The organism is Prosthecobacter sp., from assembly GCF_044226605.1.
GTDB lineage: Bacteria > Verrucomicrobiota > Verrucomicrobiia > Verrucomicrobiales > Verrucomicrobiaceae > Prosthecobacter.
The window spans coordinates 14926-41860 of record NZ_JBGAGS010000022.1; the positions used below are offsets into that span (position 1 = coordinate 14926).

At 61.3% G+C, this 26935-nt stretch carries 16 protein-coding genes and 1 tRNA gene; 10 read left to right on the plus strand and 7 right to left on the minus strand.

Annotated elements, in window-relative coordinates; translation table 11 throughout:
• The first annotated feature begins 660 nt into the window (after positions 1-660).
• The 5 genes from ACILSO_RS25540 to ACILSO_RS25560 all read left to right on the plus strand — a co-directional run bounded on the left by ACILSO_RS25540 (position 661) and on the right by ACILSO_RS25560 (position 6070).
• Positions 661-735, plus strand: a tRNA-Glu gene (locus ACILSO_RS25540).
• 183 nt (positions 736-918) lie between these two features.
• Positions 919-1863, plus strand: coding sequence for a GDP-L-fucose synthase family protein (locus ACILSO_RS25545; RefSeq protein WP_395740310.1), 945 nt, complete (start codon positions 919-921; stop codon positions 1861-1863).
• A gap of 119 nt (positions 1864-1982) precedes the next feature.
• Positions 1983-3794: a hypothetical protein gene (locus tag ACILSO_RS25550; protein WP_395740311.1), complete on the plus strand. Its 1812-nt coding sequence runs from the start codon at positions 1983-1985 to the stop codon at positions 3792-3794.
• The gene (locus tag ACILSO_RS25555) at positions 3791-4666 is read left to right on the plus strand and encodes a formylglycine-generating enzyme family protein (RefSeq protein ID WP_395740312.1); all 876 of its coding nucleotides are present in this window, start codon (positions 3791-3793) and stop codon (positions 4664-4666) included. The genes ACILSO_RS25550 and ACILSO_RS25555 overlap by 4 nt, the downstream gene beginning before the upstream one ends.
• Positions 4667-4786: 120 nt before the next feature.
• Positions 4787-6070 carry a class I SAM-dependent methyltransferase gene (locus ACILSO_RS25560; RefSeq protein WP_395740313.1) on the plus strand — a complete coding sequence of 428 codons (1284 nt, stop codon included), beginning with the start codon at positions 4787-4789 and terminating at the stop codon, positions 6068-6070.
• 504 nt (positions 6071-6574) lie between these two features.
• Here the strand turns inward: ACILSO_RS25560 and ACILSO_RS25565 are convergent.
• The gene (locus tag ACILSO_RS25565) at positions 6575-12502 is read right to left on the minus strand and encodes a S8 family serine peptidase (protein WP_395740314.1); all 5928 of its coding nucleotides are present in this window, start codon (positions 12500-12502) and stop codon (positions 6575-6577) included.
• A gap of 405 nt (positions 12503-12907) precedes the next feature.
• Here ACILSO_RS25565 and ACILSO_RS25570 point away from each other — a divergent pair, with 405 nt between their 5' ends.
• A complete protein-coding gene (locus ACILSO_RS25570) occupies positions 12908-14677 on the plus strand; it encodes an ABC transporter ATP-binding protein (RefSeq protein WP_395740315.1) in 1770 nt (589 codons plus the stop codon).
• A 91-nt stretch (positions 14678-14768) separates the two neighbouring features.
• Positions 14769-15527: a hypothetical protein gene (locus tag ACILSO_RS25575; protein WP_395740316.1), complete on the plus strand. Its 759-nt coding sequence runs from the start codon at positions 14769-14771 to the stop codon at positions 15525-15527.
• A 157-nt stretch (positions 15528-15684) separates the two neighbouring features.
• Here the strand turns inward: ACILSO_RS25575 and ACILSO_RS25580 are convergent, their stop codons facing one another.
• The 3 genes from ACILSO_RS25580 to ACILSO_RS25590 all read right to left on the minus strand — a co-directional run bounded on the left by ACILSO_RS25580 (position 15685) and on the right by ACILSO_RS25590 (position 19769).
• A complete protein-coding gene (locus ACILSO_RS25580; RefSeq protein ID WP_395740317.1) occupies positions 15685-18198 on the minus strand; it encodes an autotransporter domain-containing protein in 2514 nt (837 codons plus the stop codon).
• 419 nt (positions 18199-18617) lie between these two features.
• Positions 18618-18986: a hypothetical protein gene (locus tag ACILSO_RS25585; RefSeq protein WP_395740318.1), complete on the minus strand. Its 369-nt coding sequence runs from the start codon at positions 18984-18986 to the stop codon at positions 18618-18620.
• Positions 18987-19199: 213 nt separating this feature from the next.
• Positions 19200-19769, minus strand: a complete 570-nt coding sequence (locus ACILSO_RS25590) for an elongation factor P (RefSeq protein WP_395740319.1) — start codon at positions 19767-19769, stop codon at positions 19200-19202.
• 157 nt (positions 19770-19926) lie between these two features.
• Between ACILSO_RS25590 and ACILSO_RS25595 the strand changes: the two genes are divergently transcribed.
• The gene (locus tag ACILSO_RS25595; protein WP_395740320.1) at positions 19927-20418 is read left to right on the plus strand and encodes a hypothetical protein; all 492 of its coding nucleotides are present in this window, start codon (positions 19927-19929) and stop codon (positions 20416-20418) included.
• Positions 20419-20548: 130 nt separating this feature from the next.
• Here ACILSO_RS25595 and ACILSO_RS25600 read toward each other — a convergent pair whose 3' ends face one another.
• On the minus strand, positions 20549-21865 hold the full coding sequence (locus ACILSO_RS25600; RefSeq protein WP_395740321.1) for a DUF1552 domain-containing protein: 1317 nt from the start codon (positions 21863-21865) through the stop codon (positions 20549-20551).
• A gap of 234 nt (positions 21866-22099) precedes the next feature.
• Between ACILSO_RS25600 and ACILSO_RS25605 the strand changes: the two genes are divergently transcribed.
• On the plus strand, positions 22100-22966 hold the full coding sequence (locus ACILSO_RS25605) for a trypsin-like peptidase domain-containing protein (protein WP_395740322.1): 867 nt from the start codon (positions 22100-22102) through the stop codon (positions 22964-22966).
• 143 nt (positions 22967-23109) lie between these two features.
• On the plus strand, positions 23110-24084 hold the full coding sequence (locus ACILSO_RS25610; protein ID WP_395740323.1) for a CAP domain-containing protein: 975 nt from the start codon (positions 23110-23112) through the stop codon (positions 24082-24084).
• A 222-nt stretch (positions 24085-24306) separates the two neighbouring features.
• Here ACILSO_RS25610 and ACILSO_RS25615 read toward each other — a convergent pair whose 3' ends face one another.
• Positions 24307-24912 (minus strand): DUF1080 domain-containing protein, encoded by a 606-nt coding sequence (locus tag ACILSO_RS25615; protein WP_395740324.1) that lies wholly within the window; start codon positions 24910-24912, stop codon positions 24307-24309.
• A gap of 496 nt (positions 24913-25408) precedes the next feature.
• Positions 25409-26815 (minus strand): cysteine--tRNA ligase, encoded by a 1407-nt coding sequence (gene cysS / locus ACILSO_RS25620; RefSeq protein ID WP_395740325.1) that lies wholly within the window; start codon positions 26813-26815, stop codon positions 25409-25411.
• Positions 26816-26935: the final 120 nt, after the last annotated feature.

Below are 26935 nucleotides of genomic sequence, written 5' to 3' on the forward strand. Positions count from 1 at the left end.
GCGGCGCCGCGATCGGTTCATTTCCCGCAGTTCTAAAAAGCGGACTGCCCCCCACCTGGAAGGGGGATGCACCGGCTGAAGACTGGAGTGATGGAGGCGCTTGCATGGATGATGAACTACTGTGTGCTGTGCCAGTCACTCTCGGTGGATGTGCTCCCGCGAAGTTCTGCTCAGCGCCGTGCCCCGGTTCGCTAGAACCGGCTCCGCGCTGGAACAAACTTCGGAACGAAAAACTCATCGGAAGATGAAGCGACCCGACTTAACAAAATAGCAAGTCCGTATGAAAAATCTAGTTTTTATAAACAAATACCTCAGCATTTGAGTTAATTAAGCGAGGTTAAATATTTTGCCGCAGAGTTCAAGGTTTTTCGCCGCTTTTCAAAACATCTGAATCATTGTTCAGCATCCATCATGCCATGCGCCGGCGAAGCATGTTTTTCGTGCCCGTGGTATCGACTGCATCAAAAGCATCATGTCATCGACCCTTTGGTCTTACACAATCCGTGCTCCCGGGGCGGGCATATTGAGAACTTTTGCACTGCATTCTCTTGGTGATCCCGGCGACGAAAAAAATGATTTCAAAACTTCATCATTTTTCTCTTGCGGAATTTAACATCGAACGCACTATCTCCGCCCGCTCAATCCGAGCGGAAAACAAAAGACCCCTTCGTCTAGCGGTTAGGACACATCCCTTTCACGGATGCGACACGAGTTCGATTCTCGTAGGGGTCGCCACTCTTTCAAAGAGTGGCGGCCGCGGAAAAGCTTCTTGAAGAAGCTTCAGTGCCTCAAGCATTTAGCAGGGAACAGCGTGCACAAATTTGCGCCTGCCAGCTTCGAGCTTTTAAACTTCAAACTTTAAACTCCGAACGCTAAGCTCTGCTGGACACCGCACCCACCTCAGCTAGGCATGAATGCATGTCTTCATCAGGCGGCAAACTTTTCATCAGCGGTCACCGGGGCCTTGTCGGGCGCGCCTTGCTGCGTCACTACGCCAGCAAGCCGGAGTGGCAGATCATCACCCGCACGAAGGAAGAGCTCGATCTTCGCGACCAGCATGCCACGGACGCTTTCTTTGCCGCTGAGAAGCCCGATCAGGTCATCCTCGCCGCTGCGACTGTGGGCGGCATCAAGGCCAGCTACACCCACCCGGTGGATTTCCTTCTCAACAATCTGCAGATTCAAAACAGCGTCCTCTCTGCTGCTCATCGTTTCGATACCCAGAAGCTTCTCTTCCTCGGCAGCACCTGCATTTATCCGAAAGTCGTGGAAATGCCCATCCGCGAAGACAGCCTCATGACCGGGCCGATGGAGGAGACGAATGCGCCTTATGGCGTGGCCAAGATCGCCGGCATCAAGCTCTGCCAGGGGTACCGTCATCAGTTCGGCCGCGACTTCATCTGCGGCATGCCGGCCAATCTCTACGGCCCCTACGACAACTTTGACCCCGAGCATTCCCACGTGCTGCCTTCCCTGATCCGCCGCTTCCATGAAGCCAAAGTTCAGGGCAAGTCCTCCGTCACCCTCTGGGGCAGCGGCAGCCCCAAGCGCGAGTTTCTTTTTGTGGACGACCTCGCCTCCGCCTGCGCCTTCCTGCTGGAGAACTACAGCAGCCCCGACATCATCAATATCGGCTGCGGCTGGGAAATCAGCATCCGCGAGGCCGCGCAGATCATCAGCGAGATCGTCGGCTACTCGGGTGAAGTTCTCTGGGACACCACGCAGCCAGACGGCAACCCCCGCCGCCTGCTCGATGTCAGCCGTATGGAAAAGCTCGGCTGGAAAGCCCGCACCGACTTCCGCCACGGCGTCGCGCACACCTACCAGTGGTTTTTGGACAACCGCGCCACCGCACGCGTGTAGGTTGTCAGGCGCTTCGGAGCCGGGATTGAGATGCAGTGGATGCGCCGACTCTGTAACGCCCGTTCCTTCCTCTTCGCACCCTTCCCATTCCCAGCGCGGCGTGTTAGGCTCACGGGAAAATGCATACGAAAATCTTGCTGGTGCTTGCCCTCGGCTTTGGTGCCTGCCTTTCATCGTCCCTCCGGGGAGAAAGCGCCGCCGACTTGCTGGACCGCTCCATCTGGTGGCCCGGCGACTATGGGCAGCTCTGCCGGGATGACAGCCCGGTGGGCCAGTTCTACTCCGTGCCGCTGCATGGTTACGGCACCATTGTCTCGCAGGAGTATTTTTTGTCGAAGGACACCATCGTCGCTCTCTCCTCCCAACGGAAGGAGATCGTGGAGGAGCTTGGTCTGCGGCTCAAAGATTTCCACTGGGAAAGCATCCCGCCAGCACCGCCCCTCAGCGCCGAGGTGCAAAAGCTGGCGAAAGGCTTGAACGATTTGCACGATGCTCCGGGCGATACCGGTCCACTCCCGGGGCCGCGTAAGTTTGAAAATCCCCGCGCACTGGGCGCCACCATGCTGCGCATCATGGAGGCGCTGCAGACCGTGGAACTGCTGCCCGAACTGCTGCGCCTGGAGCAGGAACTGGGCGAGCTCATCGAAAAAGCCGACTCCAAATCCAACGATCCCTTCAGGGCCAACGATGGCAAGACGCCGAAAGTCTCCCTGCCCATCATTCAAACCGGCGAAGAAAACCTCGGCTTGCAGGAGGCAGAATCGATCACCTACAAGGACGAGCCAAACCGTGCAGCGGTGGTGAAATGGAAGCAGCAGTTCTTCAACAACTTGGTGTTCCAGCGGGAAATCCTCGGCGTCTGCCTGGGCATGCTGGAGAAGAAAGGCTATGCCCCCATGAACGAGTCGCTGACCGGCCGCCTGCATGCGCTCGCCGTGAGGCGGCACCCTCCCGGCCTGCTGCCAGGCACCACGGAGGTGATCGCAGACGCACGTCGGCTGGTGCAGGATTTCGTGGTAGGGAAGGAGCCTCCCGCCGCCAAGGTGGACGGGGCCACGCTGCTGGAGGAATGCATCGCCACCCCGGGTTCTTGGAATCAGATGTGTGCGAGCGTGCCGGACATCCCCATGGATGTGCCCATGCCTCCCGGCGCTCAGCTGGCTCCACGTCACTTCAATCTCGGAGGCGAGAGTCAGAACCGCCTGCTTGCCTACCGCGATGTCGTTATGCCGGTGCTCGTCCGCCGACTCCAAGAGCTGAAAATTGCGGCTCCGCCTTCCGAGAAGAAGCCCGCCGTCCGCGAAGAGTCATGGCCCAAACGCAGCGGGCAGACGAGCACCGAATTTGGCCCGCTCATTTTCCAGGTGGTGCGCAGCCTGAATGCGGTCGAGTGCCTGCCGGAGGTGCTGCGCCTGGAGCAGCAGCTTCATGAGCTGGTGGCGGCGGCGGAAAAGGATGCCTCGGTCGTGGTGCCGCTGCTGCGCTTGGACTCGCCTTCCGGCTGGCTGCCACTGGATCATTTTAGAGCCATCAAGTCCTGCCGAATTTATCAGCGGGAGATGCTAGGCCTCATGCACACACTTCTCATGCAGGAGCGCTACCGCCCCATGTGGGACTCAGCCCTGGAAAAATCCCTGCGGGAGGAAGGGCACGCGGCCTTTCGCAAAAGGCACGCGGCGGAGTTGTCAAAGTACACCTCCTATGAGCAGATCCCCTACTATCTGCGGGACGATATCATCTGGGACGAGGTCAAACGGGAAGCCAAGATCTCCAAAGACGCCTCATACCCGGTGGATGTCCCCTATACTGAGGGCGTGCGGGACGAGGTGCTGAGCCTCACCCGGCGCTATCTCGAGGAAGTGCCGCCTGAAAAGCGCCGGGCTGCCGATGGCATGACTCTCCCTTGGTATTCCATCATCCATCGCCGATGAGACGCCGGTTTCTCACGCTCCTCAGGAAGCTCGCCCTCCTGCCCGTGCTGCACGGATCTCTCTCAGCAGAAACCGGAGACGCCCCGTCCAAAGCGCCGGTGGTGGTCGAGGGCAAAAACGGGCACCGCTTCATCCTCATACCCGCAGGTGAGCACGCGCTCGGCGGGCAGAAGTCCACGCGAAATCCCCCGCGCCATGTGCGCCTGGCAGCCTTTGGTATTGCGGAGGCGGAAACCACCAACGCGCAGTTCGCCGCCTTCGTGGCCGCCACGCATTATGTCACCGATGCCGAGCGCACCGGCTTTGGCAAAGTGGCTGTGGAAGGCATGGAGGAGTGGGCTTGGGACCAGGTGAAGGGCGCTCATTGGCGCAAACCCATGGGTGGGCGCGGCCCCGGCTGGGAGGAAATCCCCAATCATCCCGTGACACAGATCAGCGGCGTAGACGCGCAGGCCTACTGCCAGTGGCTCGGTGCACGCCTGCCCACGCTCGAAGAATGGGAGGCCGCCGCACGTGCTGGCACCGGCACGCTCTACCCCTGGGGGCAGGAATTTGACCCCAAGCAGGCCAACATCTGGAATGGCGAGAGCCACCTGAAAAACACCCTGGAGGACACCTTCCGCTACACCGCCCCGGTCAAGTCCTTCCCGCCCAATGCCTGGGGCCTCTACGACGTCATTGGCAACGTCTTCGAATACTGCTCCGGCCTGCCCCCCGATGCGGAAGCTGGCGACGAGCAGCGCCTCGTGGCAGGACGCGGCGGCTCCTGGTGGTGCTCCGCCGGGACCTGCTCCTTCTACAATCTCGTGGACATCGGCCGCATGGACCGCCACGGCTCCCTTTCAAATCAGGGATTCCGCGTGGCGAAGTAAGATTCCGCGTGGCGTGGCAAATGAGGTCCCGCGACGGGATGCGGGCGCGCCTTCCCGCTTCCACCCCCCACAACTCAGGCTGGACACGCCAGCGCATCAATGCCAATTGAGGAACCACCCATGGCCATCCAAGCTTTCCGCCCCGTCCTCATCACCCGCAACACCTGCCGCATCTGCGGTTCCCGCAGCCTGACCCCGGTCGTCAGCCTGGGAGATCAATTCATCGGCGGAGTGCTTGCCAGTGCCGATGGCAGCGCCCTCATCAAGCGCAAGGTCCCGCTCGACCTCGTGCGCTGCGACCCTTCCGTGGATGAAAACGCCTGCGGCCTGGTGCAGATGCGTCACTCCGTGCCGCCGAAGGTGCTCTACCACCGCTACTACTACGAGTCCGGCATCAATCAGTCCATGATCGACAATCTCACGGGCATCACCGCGCTCGTGAAGGAAACCATCACCCTCAAGCCCAAGGACATCGTCCTCGACATCGGCTGCAACGACGGCACCCTCCTCTCCAGCTACCAGATCGATGGCCTCCGCCACATCGGCATTGATCCTTCCGACATCGCCCTCAAGGCCCGCGCCAAGGGCTTTGAAGTCGTGAACGACTTCTTCACCGCCCGCGCTTTCAAGAGCGTGCACGCCACCGAGAAAGCCCGCGTCGTCACCAGCATCTCCATGTTCTATGACCTGGAGAATCCCCACGCCTTCGTGCAGGACATCGCCGACGTCCTCGCCACCGACGGCATCTGGATCCTCGAGCAGAGCTACCTCCCCGCGATGCTCGACATCAACAGCTTCGACACCATCTGCCACGAGCACCTGGAGTACTACTCCCTCGCTGTGCTTGAGCGCCTCTTTGGTGACCACGGCCTCGAAGTCATCGACGTCCATCTCAATGACGTGAACGGCGGCAGCTTCCGCCTCGTCGTCGCCAATGCCGGCCAGGTCAAACCGTCCGCTGAAGCCGCCGCCCGCGTGCAGGAACTCCGCATCCGCGAGTTCGAAATGGCCCTCGACTCCGACGCCCCCTACGCCGTCTTCCGCGACAACATCGAGCGCATCCGCACCGACCTCACCGCCTTCCTGCAGAAGGCCAAGGCCGAAGGCAAAGTCGTCCACGGCTACGGCGCCTCCACGAAAGGCAGCACCACCCTGCAGTTCTGCAACGTCACCCCGGACCTCGTTCCCTTCATTGCCGACCGCAATCCCATCAAGTGGGGCAGCTACACCATCGGCACCCACATCAAGATCATCTCCGAAGAAGAATCCCGCGCCGCCAAGCCCGACTACTACCTCGTGCTCCCCTGGCACTTCATGCCCGAGTTCCTCAAGCGCGAGAGCGAGTTCCTGGCACGTGGCGGTAAATTCGTGGTGCCGATGCCGCAGGTGCATCTGGTGGGTTGATCGTAGCGCAAGCGTCCCCCCGAGGAGCGGCACTTGCCAAGTGCTGCGGTTTGGGAGGTGAGGGTGGTATTACGGTGTGTCTCCAGGCCGGGACTTGGCAAGTCCCGCTCCTTGGGCCGCACGCCGTGACATGCCATTCCACATTCGGTTTGAATCCCTCACCCTGCTCGCTCGTCTAGCCACTCACCCCATGGAGGACAAGACCGAGCCAATGACCCACAGCCATGCGCTGCGCCGCTTGCTCACATTCGCACGTGGCCACTGGCGCATTGCCGCCTGGCAGTTCACTCTCGCTCTCGCGGGGACCTCGCTCATTTTTGTTTTTCCCGGCGTCGTGCGCTGGTTCATGGATGAAATCATGCCGCAGAAGTGCAGTGATCTAATCTGGCGCGCCGGCGGCCTCGCCCTGCTGGCCTTCACGCTGCGCGAGGCGCTGTTCTACGTGCGCACCCGAGTAAACTGCACCTCTGCGCCCCTGTCGTTGATCCGTTCAACCGCCCGGCATCATGGCGGGCTGGAAACCCTGAGGCGTACGAAGCAGCTCTGCTGGCTGCCAACGGAAAACGAGGCCTTCACTTGCTGGGTGGTTCCATCATCGGAGAAGACTGACTCCGTAACCCCGGCGGTGCTCCAACCACCATTGAGAGACTGACTCCATTCGACTTGGAAGGCCAAGCCTTCGGCGACGGCGGCCTTGTTACGCGCGTAAGTGAACTCCAGATTCCCTCCGCTGCGGGAGATACCGGTCGTTAAAGGGTCAGAGACCGTGGGATTGCGGCCAGTGGCATATTCCAGGAGGTTGACCATTCCATCTCTGTCGCCATCGGCGGCGTCTGCGGCGTCACCAATGTTGGAGGTGGTGCCAAAATAGAGCTGCCGCCAGCCCTGGCGCTGCCCCAAGGTGGCAAAGCTGAGTGTGGCGCCGATGACGCTGCCCGTGGCACTTTCGGCGCGCAGGCGGTAGTAGTATGTGCCACCGGGGGTCAGGCCCTGGAGAGGCAGGGAGAAGTCCGCCGCCGCAGGGCTGGAGGAGGTGGCCGGCGCGGCACTGTACGGGGTGAAGGTGGCACCGTCTGTGCTGAGGTCAAAGTACAGGCTGGTGCTGATGCCTTGGGGATTGAAGGTGCCGTTCAAGGTGGCAGCAACTGTCGTCACACTGGATGGGGCGGTGGTGCTGATAATCGGCGGGGCACCTGCCACGAGGCCCAGGGTGTGCCAGGCCTGCGACCTGCTGGAGGTGGTGGCGAAGCGCTCTGCTGCGACCAAGTTCGCCCGGCTCACCGCTACTGGCACGGAGCGTGCCGTGGTGGTGGCGTCCCCCAGCATGCCGAAGTCGTTCCTGCCCCAGCTCAAGACTGTGCCGTCCGTGCACGAGACCAAGGTGTGGGAGTGGCCGGCGGCGATACGTGCAATCGTTTTTCCATTGAGGGCGGACAATCCCGCAGCCGTATTCACCGCCACCGGCACTGTGCGCGTGGTCGTTGTGTTGTCGCCCAAACACCCCTCGTTGTTGTTGCCCCATGCCGTGAGGGTGCCATCGGAGCAAAGCGCGATGCTATGATAGCCTCCCCCGGCGATCGCCACGACGGTTTTGTTGTAGAGGGCGGAGACGCCGGAGGCGGTGTTCACCAGCACGGGCAAGAGGCGGTCTGTAGTGGAATTGTCTCCAAGCTGGCCGCCGCCGAAGTTGTTGCCACCCCAGGCCACCACGAGGCCGTCCGAGCGCAGGGCCAGACTGTGGTCCACACCGCCAGAGACGGCCACCACCGTGGCACCTGCCAGGGCGGAGGCACCGGGGGTGGTGTTGACCAGGATGGGCAGCAACCTGCGGGTCTGGGTGTTGTCCCCGAGCTGACCGTGGTTGTTGTAGCCCCAGGCGGCCACAGTACCGTCCGAGCACACTGCCAGGGTGTGCTGGTACCCGGCGGAGATGCCCACCACGGTCTTTCCATTTAAGGCGGAGCTGGCGCCGGTGTTCACGGCCACCGGCAGCTTGCGGTTGGTGGTCGTTCCATCCCCCAGTTCTCCTTGGTCGTTCCAGCCCCAGCCCACCACCGTGCCATCTGAGCAGAGGGCCAGGGTCTGGTACTCGCCCGCCGTCACGGCCACCACTCTTTTTCCATTCAGGGCGGAACCGGGTGCTGCATTTACCGCCACGGGCACGGAAGAGCTGGTCTGTGTGTTGTCCCCGAGCTGGCCCTCAATATTTCTGCCCCAGGCGGCCAGGGTGCCATCTGAACAGAGCGCGACGCTGTGAAATTGGCCCGCCGTCACACTGGTCACCGTCTTCCCGGCCAGCGCGCCTGTGGTCAGGACCGACACGGGCGCATTGCGCTGGGTGGTGCTGGAGTCTCCCACCTCGCCGTAGTCATTGCGCCCCCAGGCAAAAACTCGGCTGCCAGCCCAGTGAAGCACCAAGTCGTTTCCACTTCCGCCGTAGTAGTCCGCCACGAAGTTGTAGGTCTGCCCGCCGAAGGTGGCGGCCACGAGCTGCCCTTGAGCCAGGTTGGAGTAAACGCCGGTGATGAAGGGCAGCCCGGTGTTGTTCACCACGATCAGGTCTGTGCCAGGATCCGGCGCGTAGTTGAGCGTAAAACTCAGCGCCTTCCCCGCCGCAGAGTAACCACTGCGGGTCAGGGGGACGTCTGCTGCCGTGCCAAAGGTGGCCGCCACGGCCACGCCGGAACCTGCGACACCGGCCACAAAGGTGCCATCCGTGGCGTCATCGCTGCTGATCTGCACGGTGGCACCCCGTGCGCCCATGGCGGTTGGGGCAAAGGCCACGGCAAAGCTGGTGCTGGCACCCGGGGCGAGTTGCAACTGCGTGCCGGAGGTGTCTAGCTGGAAGTCCTGGAAGTTCCCAGTGGCAGGAATGCTGATGCCGCTGATCTGAAGAGCGGCGCTGCCTTCATTCTGAAGAGTGAAGATCTGCCACTGCACGGCCGAGTCCACCGCCGTGGCGGGGTAGCTGGTGGCGGCCCCACCATTGGCCAGACGGTTCACCGGCAGGAGCTCGGTTCCCTTGTAAAGGGCGACACGCGGTGCCGTGCCAGCGCTGTCTGCCTCCAGGCTGATGTTGTCGATCCACGCGGCGTCCGTGCCTGCGGAGACGGAGCCGTCCTTCACGTAACGCCACAAGACATGGTGGCTGCCGGAGGTCAGGGCCAGGGAGCAGCTCTGCCAGGAAGTTTCCCCGGAGATGCGCATCGGGTTTCCAGTGGCATCAATCACCGGCTCACCATCCAGCAGCACTTCCAGGTAGTCATTGTTAGGCTCGCTCGAGACACGCCACTGCCAGCCCAAGGTGGAGGGGCCGGTGAAAAGACCACCGAAGTGGCTCTGCTCACCATCCTTGATGGCGGCGCTTTGCAGGGAGTTGGTGTCACCGGTTTCCGTGCTGCCGAAACCAGCCGAGATGGACGGCGCTCCATACTGGTTCTGCCCGAAGAACTCGGTGGAGACCGCCGCGTCATAGGCACCGAACTGCCACACATTGCCATAGCCTGCAGCGGCAGACTGGGGCAGCACCTGCGCGCCACTGCTGCCGATGCTAAGGGTCACCGGCACCTCCACAGACCGCATGCTGGCGGTCGTGTAGCGGACCGGGTCATAGACGACAAGGGCGGCACGGTAGATGCCGGCTGAGAGGCCGCTGGTGTTGAAACTCAACACCACTTTGTCAGGCTCGCCACCGTTGAAGTTGCCGCTTTCGGGTGGCACTGTAAGGCTCAGCCAACTGCCCTGAAATGGTTCAGTGCTGTGGCCATCCGCCGAGAATTGCCGCAGGGCCGCCACCAGATTCCCCCCGCGATCCACGGTGAAGACCGTGACAGTGCGGGAGGGGATGATCTGGCCGGTGGTGGCCACCACATCCACCGCGGCCGGGGCGGCCACGTAGTAGCCCTCCAGCCCGCTCGCGGAGTGGGAGATGGAGTCCACCCAGCCGCAATCAGAACCGGAGGCGCCGCTGGCGTCCTTGGTGTAGCTCCAGGTCACACTGTAGTAGTTGCCGGAGGGGAGGTCCGCGCTCTCAGAAATCCATCCCGTGCTCCCGCTGATGCTGCGGTCCACCACCAGCACGGGCGGCGTGTCCGTTGTCCAGATCTGGCAGCGGAGGAAGTCATGCCCCTGCTCGGAGGAGGCCTTCCACTTCCAGGTCAGCGTTCCAGCAGGCACATAGCACCGCATCTGGCTGGACTCATTGTGCCCCACACCACCACTGCGTGCGGCATCCGTGCCCACGGCACCGGAGTCCTGCACGCCGAACCACTTGGAGGCGCTGTCGGTGGAGATGGAGTAGCGCATGTAGTCCACGGCCTCTTCCAGAGAAAGGAAGGCCGCCTTTACCAGCGCTGAGACCGCAATGAAACGCGCTGGCAGCCCTGCCGGGGAGACCGTGATGGTAGCCGTGTACGTCCCTGGAGCCAGCTGGCTGGTGTTGAAGGTGATGGTGTGGCTGTTAGACTCCCCCGCGCTGGAGTTTGAGCCGGGTGAGACACTGAGCCAAGGCTGATCCGCCGCGAGGGTGTAGTTTAGCGTGCCAGTTCCGACATTTGCCACCAGGAAGCTGACAGGCGCGGGCGCGCTGCCCTGGGCCACGGACTCCACCGCAATTCCTTCCGTGGAGAGGCCCAGCAGCGGCGCGCTGGCGTAGTCGTGGCCCGTGATGATGAGTGAGTAGGCCTGCTTTCCGCCCGTGAGGGTGCCCTTGTGCTGCACGGTGAGCTGGCAGGTGCCGCTGGCGGAGGGTGTGAACTCCACGACTTCCACATTGTCCCGAAAATTGTCCCCACGCGTGGCAGTGTTGTTCGGAGAGGCGGGGTTCAGGACATAGGGGGTGTTGTTGATCAAGGACATGGAGATGCGCATGTCCAGGTCGTTCACCAGAACGGAGGCAGCATTGTCCAGGGGCACATTGGTGGATCCTATGGCACCTCGGGAGGGGCCTGCGGGGTCCGTCCAGCACAGAGTGGCCCGCACGGTGCGGCCACCGCGCACGGGTACGGTGTAGGTGTCCACAGCTCCCTGAGAGAGCTGGCGCTCCAGCAGGGACTGGCCATTGGGATAGGCTGAGTGGTTCTGGATGACCTGGGCGGCGGCGCGCGTGTCCACATAGCCCCAGCCATATTTGTAGTCCGGTCCCGCAGCGCCCATGTCGCGTGCGGTGCTGATGACGAGTCCCTTCAGCGTGGCGGCTCGCAGGTACTGGCCGGGGTGCGTGCTCTCATAGAGCTGCTGCAGCAGCACGAGTGCGCCCGTGGTGGCAGGCGTGGCCATGCTGGTGCCACTGAGGTAGTCATAGCTAGCCCTGCCGTCAGGAGTTACAAAGGAGGAATAAACGTCCACGCCATCCGCCACGACGTCTGGCTTGATGCGCCCGTCGTCCGTGGGCCCCCATCCACTGAAGCTTGTCATCATCACGCTGTTGTAATCTCGCACGCCGCCGCTGACGGCACGCGTCACCGCGCCCACGGTGAGCACGTTCTTCGCGCATGCGGTCGTGTCCATGGTGTCCCACCCGGAGGAAGTGGCGCCATCCTCCGGTGGATCTACGGCGGCGGAGTAGTTCTTGGACTTCAACTGGTTGTTGGAATTGAAATAGTAGAAGGGCTCATTTTCGGCAGGGGGGCCGTCCGACCGGTCATTGCCTGCTGCCTTGCACGGCAGATAATAGGGAGCTTGGGCGCAGATGATGTCCCAGTCCCGCGCCCTGTCGCTATAGAGGCCGAACTTGAAGTCCTCACGGTCCGCCAGGCGGCCATAGAAATACCAGCGGTTGGTTTTTTCGTCCAAGCCCCACCCGTTTACGAAGCCGTACGAGTGGTTGGAGAGCAGGAGCTTGCCGTTGAGCGGCATGGAGGCGGCCGCCAGGGAGGACATCTCGGAGGTGTCATAATCATAGTCGTAGCTCAGAATGCGGGCTTGTGGGGCCATGCCACGCGCCTTGGAGTCCACACCCCGCGCAACGATGGTGCCGGCCACGTGGGTGGCGTGGTTGTCTGCCGCCACGTTGTTGACTACCGTCACGCGGGAGATGAAGCCGTCATTGAACTCCCGATGGGTTGAGAGCACGGCTCCGCCATCCCACACGCCCACTTGCAGTCCGCCGCCCTGCATGGCGGGCAGGTCGCGTTGCACCAAGGTCACCCCGCTGGAGATGGCGGCGTTGGCATTGAACGGGGCGATGACAAGAGGCACGCCGCCCATCTCGCCTATCAGCAGGCGTTTTGGCCCTTTGATGTGATCTTCCCGCCAGCCCGCCTTGCGCGCCTTGGCATGCATCGCCTGCATCTGCCTGGACTGGGTGTCGCGCAGGGTTTCGGTGAATAGCCGCCGCACCGCGTCATCCCGAAAATCCTCAGGAGAGACATTCTGCGCCTCGACAGAGAGGCCGGCCATCATCAGAAGCAGCACGGATACGATGTGTTTCATTCGGGTCACTTGAGTGGCCCAAGCTCTCTACGGTGAGAGCATGCGACATGGGCGCATGAGGCGAGGATAGCCATGGCACGCTCTTTTGTCAAGGAGAAGCCTCCTTACCAAATGTACTCATGGCGATGCACGGCTTTTCCGTGGATTTGAGCCTTCAGCTCACAAGAATCAGCCTGACGCAGGAGCCGCCAAGGTCTCGCATGCCAGCGCCGTAACGGCTTTCACAAACGGCCTCAAAGGGCAAATGCCAATGATATCCTGGTTGCCTCGGGTTATCATTGATTGTCTTTGTGCCTTTATCATGATTCCTTCAGGCTCTAAAACCTCCACGCATGGCACTTGAAATAAACACGTCTGCACATCTGTGGAGCAGCAGGAAGGAGTCTGCTTTACCTGCGCATTGAAATGGACGACAAGCCCGAACCCGAGCCAATGACCAACCGCGCCGCGATGCGCCGCCTGCTCGCGTTTGCACGTGGCCACTGGCGTATTGCCGCCTGGCAGTTCACTCTCGCGGTGGCGGGGACCTCGCTCATTTTTGTTTTTCCCGGTGTCGTGCGCTGGTTCATGGATGAAATCATTCCGCAGAAGCGCAGTGATCTCATCTGGCGTGCGGGAGGTCTGGCCCTGCTGGCCTTCACGCTGCGGGAATGCCTTTTCTACCTGCGCACCCGCGTGAACTGCACCTTTGAGCAGCGCATGATCACCGACCTGCGCAGCCAGCTTCATCGCAAGATCGAACTCCTCCCGCTGAGCTGGTTTGACCACCAGAGCACCGGAGACATCCTCACCAAGCTAGCCGATGACGTGCCCGCCACGCAGCGCGTCATTTTGGAAGGCATCGAGCAGGGCTGCACCGCCATTTTGCAGATCATCGTCACCGCCATTGTCATGCTCGTGGCAGACACGCAGCTCGCTCTGCTCGTGCTCGCGCCCACGCCGCTTATCGCCGCGGGCGGGTGGATCTACTCCCGCTGGGTTTCTCCGCGCGCCACCGCCGCGCGCGAGGCCACCAGCGCGCTCAATGCCACGCTGCACGATGCCATCACCGGCATCCGCCAGATCAAGAGCTACACCGCCGAGGAGACGCGGCAGCAGAAGTTCCTCGCTGCCAGCCGCTCGCTGCAGGACAAGCAAACGCGCCTCATGGCGGCCTGGGCCTTCTACTCGCCCTCGATGACGCTCCTCGGCAATGGCGGCCTCGTCCTCCTCCTCATGGCCGGCTCCTGGTGGTGCGTGCAGGGCAGCATGACGCCCGGCCAGCTCATGCAGTTCCTGCTCCTCGTCGGATTTCTCTACGAGCCCATCGCGCGACTTCACGGCGTCAATCAAACCCTTCTCAACGGCCTTGCCGCCGCCAAGCGCGTCTTCGACATCCTCGACAACGAAACGGGCGAAGATCTCGATGCCGGCCAGTCGCTCCCCACCGTGCAGGGAGCGATCGCCTTCAGCGCCGTCACCTTCAGCTACCGTGCGGACAAACCCGTGCTGCAGGACGTCACGCTGCGCGCCGCGCGTCATCAGACGATCGCCATCGTCGGTGCCACCGGCTCTGGGAAGAGCACCCTTTTCCAGCTTCTGACGCGCTTTTACGATCCGCAAAGCGGCACCATCACGCTCGACGGCACCCCCGTTCAAAACCTCAGCAAACGCTTCCTGCGCCAGTCCCTCGCCTACCTCACCCAGGAGGCCTTCCTCTTCGCCGGGACCGTGCGGGACAACCTCCTCATCGGCAAACCCAGCGCCACCGATGACGAACTCTGGACCGCTCTGCGCGATGCCTGCGCCGAAGACTTCATCCGCCGCCATCCCGACGGCCTCTCTGCCCAGGTCGGCGAGCGCGGCGTCCTCCTCAGCGGCGGCGAGCGCCAGCGCCTCGCTCTCGCCCGCGCCTTCCTCAAAGACGCCCCCATCCTCCTCCTCGATGAAGCCACCTCCGCCGTCGATGTGAAATCCGAGCGCCTCATTCAGACTGCCCTCTCCCGCCTCCGCGCCAACCGCACCAGCCTCATCATCGCCCACCGCCTCAGCACGATCATCCAGGCGGATACCATCTATGTCCTGCATCAGGGGCGCATCCTCGCCAGCGGCACGCATGAGGAGCTGCTGAAAACGTCATCGTATTATCGAGAGATGGCGGCGCTGGCGTTTGATGGAGGAGAGGGATCATCGTGATTCCGTCTGGGTAAGAAGCCCTCAAGGCTTCTTGCTTTGCTATGCATCAGTTCTTGCAGCGTCAGACCACCCGCAGAGGATGGGGCCACCCATGCTGCAAAAAGTCATGCGACATCTATTCACCGGCATACTCATTCTCAGCCTCATCGCATGCCAGAGCCGCGACACCGTCAGCATGGCCTCCAGCTACCCGCGGTTCGCGCGTGACAGCATCAGAAAAGTCGAGCAGTCGAACGTTTTGCATGGCAGTCAGCGGAGAGTTTCCACTTTTGTGGGGGCCACTCCGCGAGGTGCTATTTTCGTGGCCGTTTCTGATGGCTATGTGCAGTCACGGGGTGGCGCTCATGATCGCAGCTCTGGACAGGGCGGTCATAGCTTTGCGGCTCATCCTCTTTCAATGTTGCTCCTTGCGACCAAGAACTACACTGTCGATCTGACCTCTGTCTTTAGCCTTCCTTCCTTGCACAGTTGCAGCGTCATTGTTGGGGACGACGGCGTAATCACGATGGACCCCGGCCTGCTCCAGGTCGTTTACGAAAGACAGAACGGTGTGTGGAAGACCACTGCGGTGCACTGCCAGTTTCCCAAGAATGAAGTAAGCGAAAAAGAGCTCCGCGCCGAGACCGCCGCGTTGAAAAAAACGGGCTGGGGAGACATAACCTTCCCGCCCGGGCACGGCGAGCGCGAGGAGCGCTACCGCATCATGCTGCTGAACTATGTCGCCGCCAAACATGTTAAGTTTAGTTACGACGAAGTCTATTCTTCCGAAGAAACCAGCACCACCTACTACCTTGCCAATCTACTCTACGACCTCATCGAGAAGGGTGTTCCTGTGTCCTTTCAGCCCTAGCTTCAAGGAGAGGGATCATCCTGATTTCACAACGCTCCGCCATGTGCAGAGTTCCTTTTTCCTGCTGCTCCCAAACCCGGGGGGCAGGTCAATCCCCCCCGGTAAAAACAAAAAAACGCCTGACCGCTTTCACGGTCAGGCGTCCTTCAAGCATGAATTAGAACTTATAGCTGAAGCGCAGGCCCACGTAATGGGCCTGCACGTTCTGGCGGAAGAACTGGCCCTGATAGTTCAACAGCATGCCAAAGGCGGGAGTGAACTGGAAGTTCAGCCCGGCACCTGCGACCATGTAGTCCCGGCCATAGCTCTGCGCGCCGTTGCCGACGACGAAGGGCTGGTTGATGAGGCCCACGGTGGTGCCGTTGTTGTTGCTGAGGTTCTGACGCTCGTAGCTCAGGCGGGCCTGGGCTGTGATCACACCAAAGTCGGTGGGCACATACTTGCTCACCGACCAGCCGATGCGGGAGATGAGGGACTCCGCAGTGCGCTTGCCGTAGGCCAGAGCGGCAAGTCCGCCGCCGGTTTCGCTATAGGCGTCCACGGAGACGTGGGTGTAGTCCAGGCCGATGAAGGGGCCGGTCACCAGGCTGTTGTTCTGGAAGCGGAAGTTCCAGCCGGAGTTGAACTGAATGGAGTTGGTGTAGGCATTCGTGTCTCCTTGAGCACTGGCAAACCCGATGGGGTTGCGGGTGGTGTCGATGTCATAGTTGCCGAAGCTGTAGAGCAGATTGGCCCAGAAGGCCTTTTTCACATAGGAGGTGTAGGCGCTCAGTGCGTAGCCGTTCATGTCCATGGAGCCGACGTTGCCGGTGAAGGTCTGGCGGGATTCGAGCCAGTTGGCGGCGAAGCCCAGAGCCAGACTTGAGGTGAGGTGCACTTCTGCGCCGATGCCTTGCGTCCAGCTGTCCGACTGCACGCCTGCCTGCAGACCACCGAGGGCACCGAGACGGGCGTTGTTGTAATTGGCCGTGGCAAACACTTCCCAGTTGCCGGGGCTTGGGCGGCGCTGCGCGGCGGGAGGTGGCGCGGGGTTTTTGTCGCCCTGGCCGCTGACCACGCCCTGATCGTACTCGTCTTGGTCGGCCAGATCGCCCTGACCGGCGCGGAGGAAGAAGAGGCGTCCGTTCACATCCGTGAGCACGCTCTCAGCACCGGCCAGAACGGCCTGCCCCATGGCATTGGCCATCTGCAATCCGGTGAGGGTATCGACGATGGTGAAGACACCGGAGGTCTGGTTGAAGTTGCCCACCTGAGTGGCGGTGAGATTCAGTGCGGTGGTGTCCAGATTGCCGGTGAGGCCCAGATTGCCCGTGATGGTTGCGCCGGGGAGCAGGGTGACCACCTGCCAGCTATCCCCGCCGGTGAAGCCTGTCTGGCCGTTCGGATTGGCAATGACCAAAGTGCCGCCTGCCACGGAGTTCAGCGCACCGCCGAGAATGAAGGTGTCTGAGGAGCCGGGAACGGCGTTGTTGTTGCCAAGGCCTGCGCCTGTGAAGAGATCGACCACCAGAGTGCTGCCGACGCCCATGTTGATCGCGCCCGCACCGGACGTGACCACTGTGAGCGTGGAGGCGACGGGAACGGCCAGGGTGGCATCGCCAACCACGATCGCGCCGTTTTCAGTGATGGAAGCACCCGGTGCCTCGGTGATGGCTCCCGTGCCTGCCAGCGTCGCGCCAGGGGCAATGGTGTAGCCGCCGCCTCCGGTGTGGGTGCCCAGCACGTTGAGCGTTCCCGCGTTCACCGTTGTGGTGCCGGTGTAGGTGTTGGTGCCGGAGGTCGTGAAGATGCCCGCGCTGTTTTTGGCGAGCGAGCCGCCGACGCCCGTCAGGTTGCCACTGTAAACGCTGTCTCCGGGGACGGCGATAACACCGTTGCCGCCGACTGTGAGCGTGTTGGCGTTCAGGTTGGTATTGCCGCTGCCAGTCAGTGTGCCAATGGTCTCACTGGAGAGCAGGGCGAGTGCGCCCGGTGCTGTCACGCTGACTGTGGCTGTGTCGGCAATCGCTGCTCCGTTTTGAAGCTGCAGGAGGCCATCAGTCACGGTGGTTGGGCCGGTGAAGGTGTTCGTCCCGCTCAAAAGAAGTGTGCCCGCGCCCACCTTGTTGATCTGGCCGGCACCCGCACCGGAGTCCGAGATCGGACCGGAGAGGGTGGTATTGTTAGAGCCATTGATCGTCAGCGTCTGACCTGCCAGATCGACCGCTGAGCCCACGATCAGCCCGCCGCCGGGGAGAAGGCCGGAAAACCACGTCTGAGACGCGCCCAAGGTCACGCCAGTTCCACCAAAGGCGATGGTCTGCACGTTGGTGGAATTGTTGATGATGCCTCCCAATGGGCCGCCTCCGAGAGTGATGGCATTTCCACTCAGAGTGAAAGCACCTGCAGTCGCATCGAAGGAAAGACCGGCGGAGGTGGCCGTGGCGTCATTCACCGCAGCCAGATTCAAGATTCCCCCAAACTGAAGGCCCACAGCATAATTGGGTGCGGTGCCGCCCCAGTTGCCGTTGTCTGACCACGCAGAGGTCACACCGGTGCCAGTCCAAATTTGGCCTGCATTGGCCGGCTGATATGAACTGGTAAGAGCTAGCAGGGCTGCGGCGAAAAAGGCTCCAGTGGAGCCTTTGCGTCGCGAGTGGTTTGTTTTCGAGGTTGGGGTGGGAGGGGTCATGCTTCCGTTGGGTGTTGGTGTTCTTTCAGGACGTGGGACGCCACGCGCTGCCTTTCGCACCCGCACCTCTGGATGGATGTATCCCTTCCTGTTTTTTCAGGCCGTGCCCCTGTCTTAACCTAAGCCTTCAGTTCTCTGATCAGTGGCCGCTACAGGTTTTTAGGCTGCCTCTTTATTTCCGTGGTCTGCTCTCGCCAAACCTCTCCGGTGCTATCGCGCAATGGCCGCCCTCGCCTTTGACGAAGAGGCGGGGATAAGCCGTCAGGAGTAGTGCGGGCAATCGTGTCTGCAGAGGGTGCGCTCTTCACGGACAGGATTGTCCCGTGCTGCCGATGGTGTGCGATCTTCCAACCCCGGAAACGAAACGCCACACCGCTTCCCATGATCAGGCGGTTTTGCATTGGAACAGCGAGCTCAGCTCACTGCACGACGCGTGCCCAATCTGGCGGGCATAAATCTTCAAAGGTGATCTGGACATGCGGAAACATTTTCGCCAGCGCATCTCTGAGATCGCGCCGTTCCTTCGTATATTTGACGTACGAGCAAATGACCACGCGCACCGCATGGCCGTCGTAGTAGCGCACCAAAAGTTTAAATGCCGGACCTCCGACGCGGGCGATATTCCACCGCAGCACCGAATCAGTAAAACCGGTGGGAGCCGCGGAGGAGTGCTCACGCCTGACAAAGAGAGAGTGCATGTGCGGGCAGAACGGCAGAGGCACGGAGGCTGCCTCTTCGGTCCCTTTGAACATCACCTCAAATCCCGACTCACTGAAGTAGGCATCCATGCGTTGTTCAAACTCCTGGCATGTCACCGAAGGCTCCAAGGCGGCACGTATCAAGGCCACGGCCAGCAGCAGGAGGCCATCGCGGAGGCGATCTTTAAGAATCGTTTGGGAGGCATTGAGGGCAGGCAAAAATGGACAGGTGAGTCCAAACGCAAAAACGCCCGGGCGCTTTCACACCCAGGCGTTTCTTGATTCAATGAACTCAGCTCAAACTCAGTTCGAGCGGCCCAGGTAGGTGCCGTCTTCGGTCTTCACGCTGATCTTGTCGCCAGGGCCGATGAAAAGAGGGACCTGCACGCGCATGCCGGACTCCGTGGTGGCTTCCTTGTACACGTTGTTGGCGGAGTCGCCCTTCACGCCAGCAGGGCTGTCGGTGACGGTCATGATGATGTTCGCTGGCAGTTCGATGCCGGCGACGACATCGTCCGCAAACACGACGAGGTACTTCTGGCCTTCGATCAGGTAGCCGCGGGTCTTGGCGTCCAGCTTGTCTTCGCCGATGAGCACGTCTTCAAAGGTCTCGGGGTGGATGAAGTGGTAGCCGTCGCCGTCCTTGTAGCTGAACTCGTGGCTGTCTTTGACGAGGTTCACGGACTCAAGCGACTCATTGGAAGTCATGCGCAGGTTGTACATCTTGCCGATGGTGATGCTGCGGACGGACATCTGCACGAACGACGCCATGCGCGGCGGCGTCTTGAGTTCGGTGTCGGTGACGACGCACACGTCGTTGTTGTAACGGACGGCGTGTCCTTTGCGGAGGTTGATGACTGGGGTGGCTGGCATAAGATGGGCCTGCTTCCTTGGCGAGATTGGCGTACTTTGCAAGCGCCGGTTCGCGCTACCCCCTTCCTCCGGTTGCCCCGAGAGGCGCATGGGGGATACCCCGGTTGTTTTCAGGCGCATTGCCTTTTCCCTCCTCCCACCCCATGCTTGCCTCCTCATGAAAGCAAATCCAACCTCCCCGTCCGGCAAAGCCGGCTTTCTCCTGCTCTGCGCCGCAGCTCTTCTCACCTTCACCAGTTGCGATACCTATGTCGGCGCTGGCGTCGGCGGCCCAGGCTACGGCTCCGGTTACGGTGGCTATCGGCCTGGTAACAGTGCCTACGCTCCAGCCTATGGCCGCAGCAACTACACCTACTACCCAAAATATTCCACCTACTATCATCCGCAGACCCAGACGTACCACTATAACCGGGGCAACTCCTGGATGTCCTCCCCACGTCCTTACGGTGTCTCCCATAACGTGATCCGCTCCTCGCCCTCGGTGCCGCTGAATCTCAGCAGCCACCCCCAGTACCACCATGCCAATGTCGGCCAGACCTACCCGCATAATTGGAACTCCTCCAGCCATGGCAACGGCCACGGTTACGGCCACGGCAATGGGAACGCCTACGGTCATGACCACGACCACGATCACGACCACCGTCATTGATCGTTGAGCGCCCAGGCACCTCTGCCAGCCCTGCGCGCCCTCCAAAATCACAATACGGGCAACGGCAACGTTGCCCGTATTGTTTGGATCATTCAGCGATCACCGCTGCTTCTCGCGCGCCACGGCGTCTTTATGCCAGCACCAGCGCGCCGCCCTCGCACAGCTCCTTCTTGCCAAAGGTCTGCAAGTCATGGCCCATGCCCTGCGCCACGGCCATCCACAGGCGATTGTGCGCCGCTTTTTCAAACTTCAGGCTGCGGCCCATTTTGAATCCGCAGCCGCCGCCGACCATGATGTAGGGGATGTTGTCCAGGGTGTGGGTGTTGCCCTTGCCGAGTTCGTTGGTCCAGACGAGCAGGGTGTTGTCCAGCATGTTGCCGCCGCCGGTCGCCTCAGGCGTCTCGCTTAGGCGCTTGGCCAGGTAGGCAAACTCGCCCGCAAACCATGTGTTGATCTTCATCAGCTTCTCGTAGCTGTCCTTCTTGTCATCCGGATCATGCGAGAGCGAGTGGTGCCCCTCCTCCACTCCGAGCCACCGCATCTGCGCCATGCCCACGCTGCGCATGTACTGGAGTGTGCCGATCCGCGCCATGTCATTCGCCAGCGAGTTCACCAGCAGGTCAATCTGGATGCGGCTGATCTGCGGCGTGTTGTCATTCACCAGCTCGATGCTCGGGTCCACCTGCGGCACGGGGTGGGCCAGCTTGCCCTGCTTGTCCGCATCCGCCAGATCCTGCTCCATGCTGCGCACCAGCGTCATGTGCTGGTCCAGCAGGGCTTTGTCCCGCGCGCTGAGCTTGGAGGAGATGCGCTTCAGGTCATCGCGCACGTCGTCCAGGATGCTGACGAGGCTGTCCTTGTCCTTCATCTTGCCATACACCTTTTTCAAAATCTGGTGCGGATCATCGATCGGCGCCACCGGCTGGTTCCCGCCTGCATAGCACATGCGCGTCCAAGGGTCCGCACGTTCCGGCACCGCCACGCCAAACTCCAGCGAGCCAAAGCGCGTCTTCGTCTCCTTCTTGCTCTGCAGGAAATTCTTGAGCTCCTGGTCGATGGAAATGCTGCTCGCCCATCCCGCCGGATTGCCGCCGCCACCCATGATGTTGCCCTTCAGCAACTCATCGCAAGTGAGCAGACAACTCATGCCGCGCATGTGGCTGTCGCCATCGCCCTTCACCTTGTTGGCGACGCCATGCAAAATCAGCATCTTTTCCTTGAACGGCTCCAGCGGTTTCAAGATGGACTTGAAGCTGAAATCCGCCCCCTCCTGGTCCGGCCAGAACTCGTTCGGCAGCGTCCCATTCGGCGAGAACATGATGATGAGCCGCTGCTTCCTCTGCGGTGTCGGCGCACCCGTCAGGCTGGGCAGCCCGGCAAGAAACGGCAGCGCCCCGGCGGAGATGCCGAGATCGCGGAGAAATTCGCGGCGGTAGAGGTTTTTCATTATGGAAGCAAAAAGGGGGGAAGAAAGCTACGCTACGCAGGAGCACATCTTGCGACCACCTGATGGCGGCGCGGGCGGGAAACTCAAGCGGAATGCGGGGGGCGCGTCGTTTCTGAAACTCATTCAAAAATTGTTTTTGCCTGCCTCTCCAGGTTTTGGATAAGACTTACCAGCATGTGGTCCAGGCGTTCGGCATTGAAGATACTCGCACAGCCAGACTCAAACCGCTGGCCAATGAGATTCTCTTTTTTCCATGTCGTAGGCGCTCTGTGCGTGAGCTTCCTGCTCGAATCATGCGTCCCTTTTCGCGGCAGCCGCATGGCGGAGCCCGAGGCACCGCCGCTGAGGGCGCGGGACATGCAGCGCGCTGTGGCCACTTTGAATGCACGGCGGCCTGCCAGCCTCAAGGAATGGACGCACCGGAAGATCGGGGATGGAAAAGCGCTGGACTATGCCGCCCTGCGATGGGCGGTTTTGTTCAACTCGCACAATGTCTTGCGCGTGGCCAACAGGCCCCGGCTTGCCCTCGTCGCTCTGGCTTCGGACGGCGAGTTCCATTGCGTGAAGCCGGACATTGTCTGGCGGGGCAATGTGCAAAAGGGCGAGCCCGATCTTGCCTTGATTCACGCCCCCCTGACACCGTACCGGACCCACAAGCTCGCCGGATTTGACGAGCTGAAAAAAGGCCCGCCCATCTTCACCTGCGGGAATGTCGGCGAGAAACGCCCTGGGATAGCTTACAGTGGCGGCTGTGTGACCAGCCTGGGCCCCGTGATGGCGAATCCTCCCGGAGCCCGCTGGAGGCTGCTGGAGCACACCGCAACGGTGACTCCCGGAGACAGCGGAGGCCCGGTGATCGAAGCGGGCGGCCAGGTGCTCGGCATCAACACCCGGGCCAGCTTTGATCTCGGCCATGACAGGCTGCGGAATTATCACGGCGTCTCGGTGGCTCCCGACTCCGCATGGATTCAATCGCTCATTGAGAGGCATCGGTCGCGGCCCAGGTTTCTTTTCTCACTGGCCGGAAAACGTGAGAATCCTGATTCTCTAGCGAAGACGTTGCGTTGCAGGTGTGGAAATATATTCTTGGCACTTAGGTGAAACGGGTTAACCGTTGTCGGTCACTGCTCCTTAGTTCTTATGAAAGCATTTCAATTCATGGCCTTGAGTGTGTTGCTCATTTCGAGCGTTTCCGGACTCCATGCCGCCGGGCTGGCTGCTGGGAGCCCCCGCCTATCGGAAAGGTGCCGCCATCGGTGCTTGGCGGAGCGGCCGTCACGCTTTCTCTGTACAACTACACCGGCCAGCCCATCACCCCTTACTGGGTGGATCCACAGGGACTCGTGCAACTCGTGCCGGATGTCAGTTCGGTGCCTGCAATGACGGGTGCCACGCCCTTTCCTTTTCCGACGTACAACAAGGCCACTCTGATCTTCCAGCTTCCGAAAGGTGGCGTTAAATGGATTCACGTAGGTGCGCAAAACACCGCACCACATTTCGTCCTTGGTGTGCCTCCGAAAGGCGCGCCCGTGCCCAAGGGCTACAGCGGGAAGATCGGGCCGGCGGCGCCTGCGGCACCAGCACCTGTCGCTCCACCAGCGCCAGCGCCGGTCGCCGTGGTGATTCCATCTGCGCCGGGGAAAACCAAGACCGTCAATTCTCTCACCATCGTCACTCCCGGCAGTCCGAACGGCGGCGCGCCGGCACCTGCTTCTGCTCCGCAGACCATGCCTGGCAAGGACCCTGGGCCTGCGGGAACCGTCAGAGATACCCTGAATGCGGAAGATCCTCAGGTGATCGAGTTTCTACAGGTGCACAATGCTGCGCGCTCGGCCGTAGGAGCGCCCCCTCTGGAGTGGTCCAATGATCTGGCGAAGACAGCCCAGGAATGGGCCGACCATATCGCCCAAACCGATGCGCTCGAGCACCGGCCTGCCTCGAAGTATGGAGAAAACATCGCCTGGGGCACGGGCGGCTTCACCTCCGCCACCGCAGCCAATGCGTGGCTGGCCGAAAAGGCGATGTACGATCATGACGCCGGAAACGTCAAATACAGCGCTCCCACCAAACCAGAAGCTGTCACCGGGCACTACACGCAGATGGTTTGGGCCAAGAGCACCATGGTGGGATTTGGCCTGGCCAGAGGAAGAAACGGCAGGGTGGTGGTGGTCGCAAACTACAACCCCAGCGGAAACATCGACGGCGAGAAGCCCTATTGATTGAAATCGTGGAGCGCTTGCGCGTTGGACGGGGAGAGGAGATTCGCGTTGTAACGATCTCAAAACAAACAAGGGATGCCAGCGTATTTCCCCTCTCCTCGTCGAGGACGTGTTTGGCCCAGCAAGCCTTCGGGGAATCGTAGCGCAGCGAAAATAGACGAAGTCAAAGGTCGGGTGAGGGGCCGGTATGAGGCCCCATGACCCGGTAGTCGCTTCAAGGCCTTATGGCACTTCCTTGATCTGAATGTGCCGGTATTCCATCACCCCACGGTCTCCCTCCAGGCCGATCGGCCCTGTGGGCGGCATTGGCAGCGCGGCCTCCAGCACTTCGCCATTGCAGGTGCAGTGCGCCACTCCGTCCTTCACTTCGACGACGATCTGGTTCCACTCCTGCGGCTTGTAGGCCTTCAGCTCTTTATAAGGACCCGCCACAAGGTAGTCGCGGCATTGCAGCTGCGGCTTGCGGATGAAGACGCCGCTGTCGGCATTCACGCTGGCGCGAAACTCCAGCTTCAGAATGAAATTCTTCGGAAACTCCGCCTGCGTGTAGATCTGCCCTGTCAGCTTGTCCATCTCCGTCGGAAAGGTCACGGCGATGACGCCGCCCTTCACGATGTAGCGGCCCGCATCGGCGGCTTCCGTCTTGCCATCGTGCTTCTCCGTGATCGCTCCCGGATTTGGGTCTTTGCGGTCTGTCTTCGCCCGAAAGCACCAGCCTGTCAGATCTTTCCCGTTAAACAGCGAAGTAAACCCCGCCTCCGGCTGCCAGTCCTCGGCATGCAAAGGAAAAACGGCGAGAGCGAAAAGGAGTGAGGCAAGGCGTTTCATGGTTGTGGCGGGTGCTGGCTATGTTGAGGTGAGTTGGCTGACTGTTAACGACGCTTTTTGTGCGGAGCTGGCGAAAAAAGCAAAACAAAAGCGTGGGGGCGGTGTGGTAGATCTGGGCGGAGGGCGCGCCGAAGGCGGCCCCATCGTGGTCCGCACAGTCCTCTGTGCGGTTACCCGCGGCCCAGCGTCTGCGCTTGGACTGAACCCTGCGCACGTATCTCCGAGTGGCATCGCCTGCATTGCGTTCTTTACGCTCCCTGCGTGGCGAGGATGAGCGCTGGATTTTGAGCTGCGTGTTGTGGTTTGTGAATCAGGCGGCTTGCGTGTCGCACAGAGGACTGTGCGAACCACGATGCTGCCGCCTGCGCCGGGGAGCGGGGGAATTTTTCTCCGCAATGGGAGCGTGCGTACCAAGAGCCAGGAAACGTGTGACGGCGCTTGGAAGGCCCGGCGCCCTACCATGCCGTGCGGGTCTCGCCCTCTTGCTTTAGCAGCCTCACTTCGGCACCACCGTAAACCCGTCCTTGCTGTCCTTGATCAGCCACCCGGCGGCTTCGAGCTCCTTCCTCAAAGCATCCGCGGCAGCCCAGTCCTTCGCTTGCTTGGCATCCCAGCGCTGCTGCGCCTTTGCCTGAATCTCCGCAGGCACATCCACGGCCGTATCATCCGCCACCGGTGGCAGCACAATGCCCAGAGCACCGAGCATGAAATGCAGCCCGCCACGTGCCGCCGCCGCTTCCTCGGTGGACAGCGCCGCGGGTTTCAGCTTGTTCAGCACCCCAAAAATCCCACCCAGCGCACCCGGCACGTTCAGATCATTCAGCAGCGTCTCCCAGGCTTCCCCAAAGGGGCCTGCGTTTTTCAACTCGGGCAGGGCAGGGGAGACGGCAGAAAGCCCCTTGTCCGCCTTCGCCAGCTTTTGCAGCGCCTGCCGCGCGGAGTCCAGGCTGTGCATGGTGAAATTCAACGGCGCACGGTAGTGGCCGGAGATGAGCACATACCGCACCTCCGCCGCCGAGTACCCACGCGCGGCCAGATCCGCCAGCGTGTATAGATTACCGATGCTCTTGCTCATCTTTCCGCCGTCCACCATCAGGTGCGCCACATGCATCCAGTGATGCGCAAAGTGACCATGCGTGCTGCAGCAGCTCTGAGCGATTTCATTCTCATGATGCGGGAAAATGAGATCCACCCCACCGCTGTGCAGGTCAAAATCTTCGCCTAGGTATTCCAAAATCATCGCGCTGCACTCCAAATGCCAGCCCGGCCGGCCCTCGCCCCAAGGGCTGGGCCAGAAATTCTCCCCGTCCTCCGGTTTCCGCGCCTTCCACAGCGCGAAGTCCGTCAGCGAATCCTTTGTGTACTCATCACTGTCCGTCGCGCTCGCCGCCTCGCTCGCACCCAGGCGCAGCTCTCGATCTTCCAGATGGCTCAGCTTGCCGTAGTCTTTAAAGGACGAGACGCGAAAATACACACTCCCATCCGCCGCGGCGTATGCATGCCCGCCCGCCACCAGCTTCTCGATCATTGCGATTTGGTGCGGGATGTGTGCCACGGCGCTCGGTTCCACATGCGGCGGCAGCAGATTCAGCGACGCGCAGTCCGCATGAAACTTCTCCGTCCAGCCCCGCGTGAAATCGAGGAGTGTCTGCCCCGCCTTCTGCGAATCCCGGATCGTCTTGTCATCCACGTCCGTGATGTTGCGCACATGCAGCGTCGCCGTTCCGGCGGCCTCCACTACACGCCGCATCACATCCTGCGCCACAAAGGTGCGGAAGTTGCCGATGTGAGCCGGACCATAGACCGTCGGCCCGCAGCAGTAGAAGCGCAGCGTCTTGCCATCGAGCGGCATGGTTTCGCGGTCGGTGCGGGAAAGTGTGTCGTGAAGCTTCAGGGCAGACATGGGGGCGGGGAAGGTGAATGTCGAATGCCGATTGTCGAGCGCGGAATGAGGCGGACGTTGACCGGCGAAACGCCACTTCGTCCTCGTCCTCGAGCTCGAACTCGTCCTCCAGCAACTCGC

Excerpts from the sequence above, each read along its gene's own strand:
- ACILSO_RS25580 (WP_395740317.1), bottom strand. The coding sequence starts at position 18,198 with ATGACCCCTCCCACCCCAACCTCGAAAACAAACCACTCGCGACGCAAA.
- ACILSO_RS25570 (WP_395740315.1), top strand. The coding sequence starts at position 12,908 with ATGGACGACAAGCCCGAACCCGAGCCAATGACCAACCGCGCCGCGATG.
- ACILSO_RS25615 (WP_395740324.1), bottom strand. The coding sequence starts at position 24,912 with ATGAAACGCCTTGCCTCACTCCTTTTCGCTCTCGCCGTTTTTCCTTTG.
- ACILSO_RS25550 (WP_395740311.1), top strand. The coding sequence starts at position 1,983 with ATGCATACGAAAATCTTGCTGGTGCTTGCCCTCGGCTTTGGTGCCTGC.
- ACILSO_RS25605 (WP_395740322.1), top strand. The coding sequence starts at position 22,100 with ATGAGATTCTCTTTTTTCCATGTCGTAGGCGCTCTGTGCGTGAGCTTC.
- ACILSO_RS25600 (WP_395740321.1), bottom strand. The coding sequence starts at position 21,865 with ATGAAAAACCTCTACCGCCGCGAATTTCTCCGCGATCTCGGCATCTCC.
- ACILSO_RS25590 (WP_395740319.1), bottom strand. The coding sequence starts at position 19,769 with ATGCCAGCCACCCCAGTCATCAACCTCCGCAAAGGACACGCCGTCCGT.
- ACILSO_RS25585 (WP_395740318.1), bottom strand. The coding sequence starts at position 18,986 with ATGGATGCCTACTTCAGTGAGTCGGGATTTGAGGTGATGTTCAAAGGG.
- ACILSO_RS25565 (WP_395740314.1), bottom strand. The coding sequence starts at position 12,502 with ATGAAACACATCGTATCCGTGCTGCTTCTGATGATGGCCGGCCTCTCT.
- cysS (WP_395740325.1), bottom strand. The coding sequence starts at position 26,815 with ATGTCTGCCCTGAAGCTTCACGACACACTTTCCCGCACCGACCGCGAA.
- ACILSO_RS25555 (WP_395740312.1), top strand. The coding sequence starts at position 3,791 with ATGAGACGCCGGTTTCTCACGCTCCTCAGGAAGCTCGCCCTCCTGCCC.
- ACILSO_RS25560 (WP_395740313.1), top strand. The coding sequence starts at position 4,787 with ATGGCCATCCAAGCTTTCCGCCCCGTCCTCATCACCCGCAACACCTGC.
- ACILSO_RS25595 (WP_395740320.1), top strand. The coding sequence starts at position 19,927 with ATGAAAGCAAATCCAACCTCCCCGTCCGGCAAAGCCGGCTTTCTCCTG.
- ACILSO_RS25545 (WP_395740310.1), top strand. The coding sequence starts at position 919 with ATGTCTTCATCAGGCGGCAAACTTTTCATCAGCGGTCACCGGGGCCTT.
- ACILSO_RS25575 (WP_395740316.1), top strand. The coding sequence starts at position 14,769 with ATGCTGCAAAAAGTCATGCGACATCTATTCACCGGCATACTCATTCTC.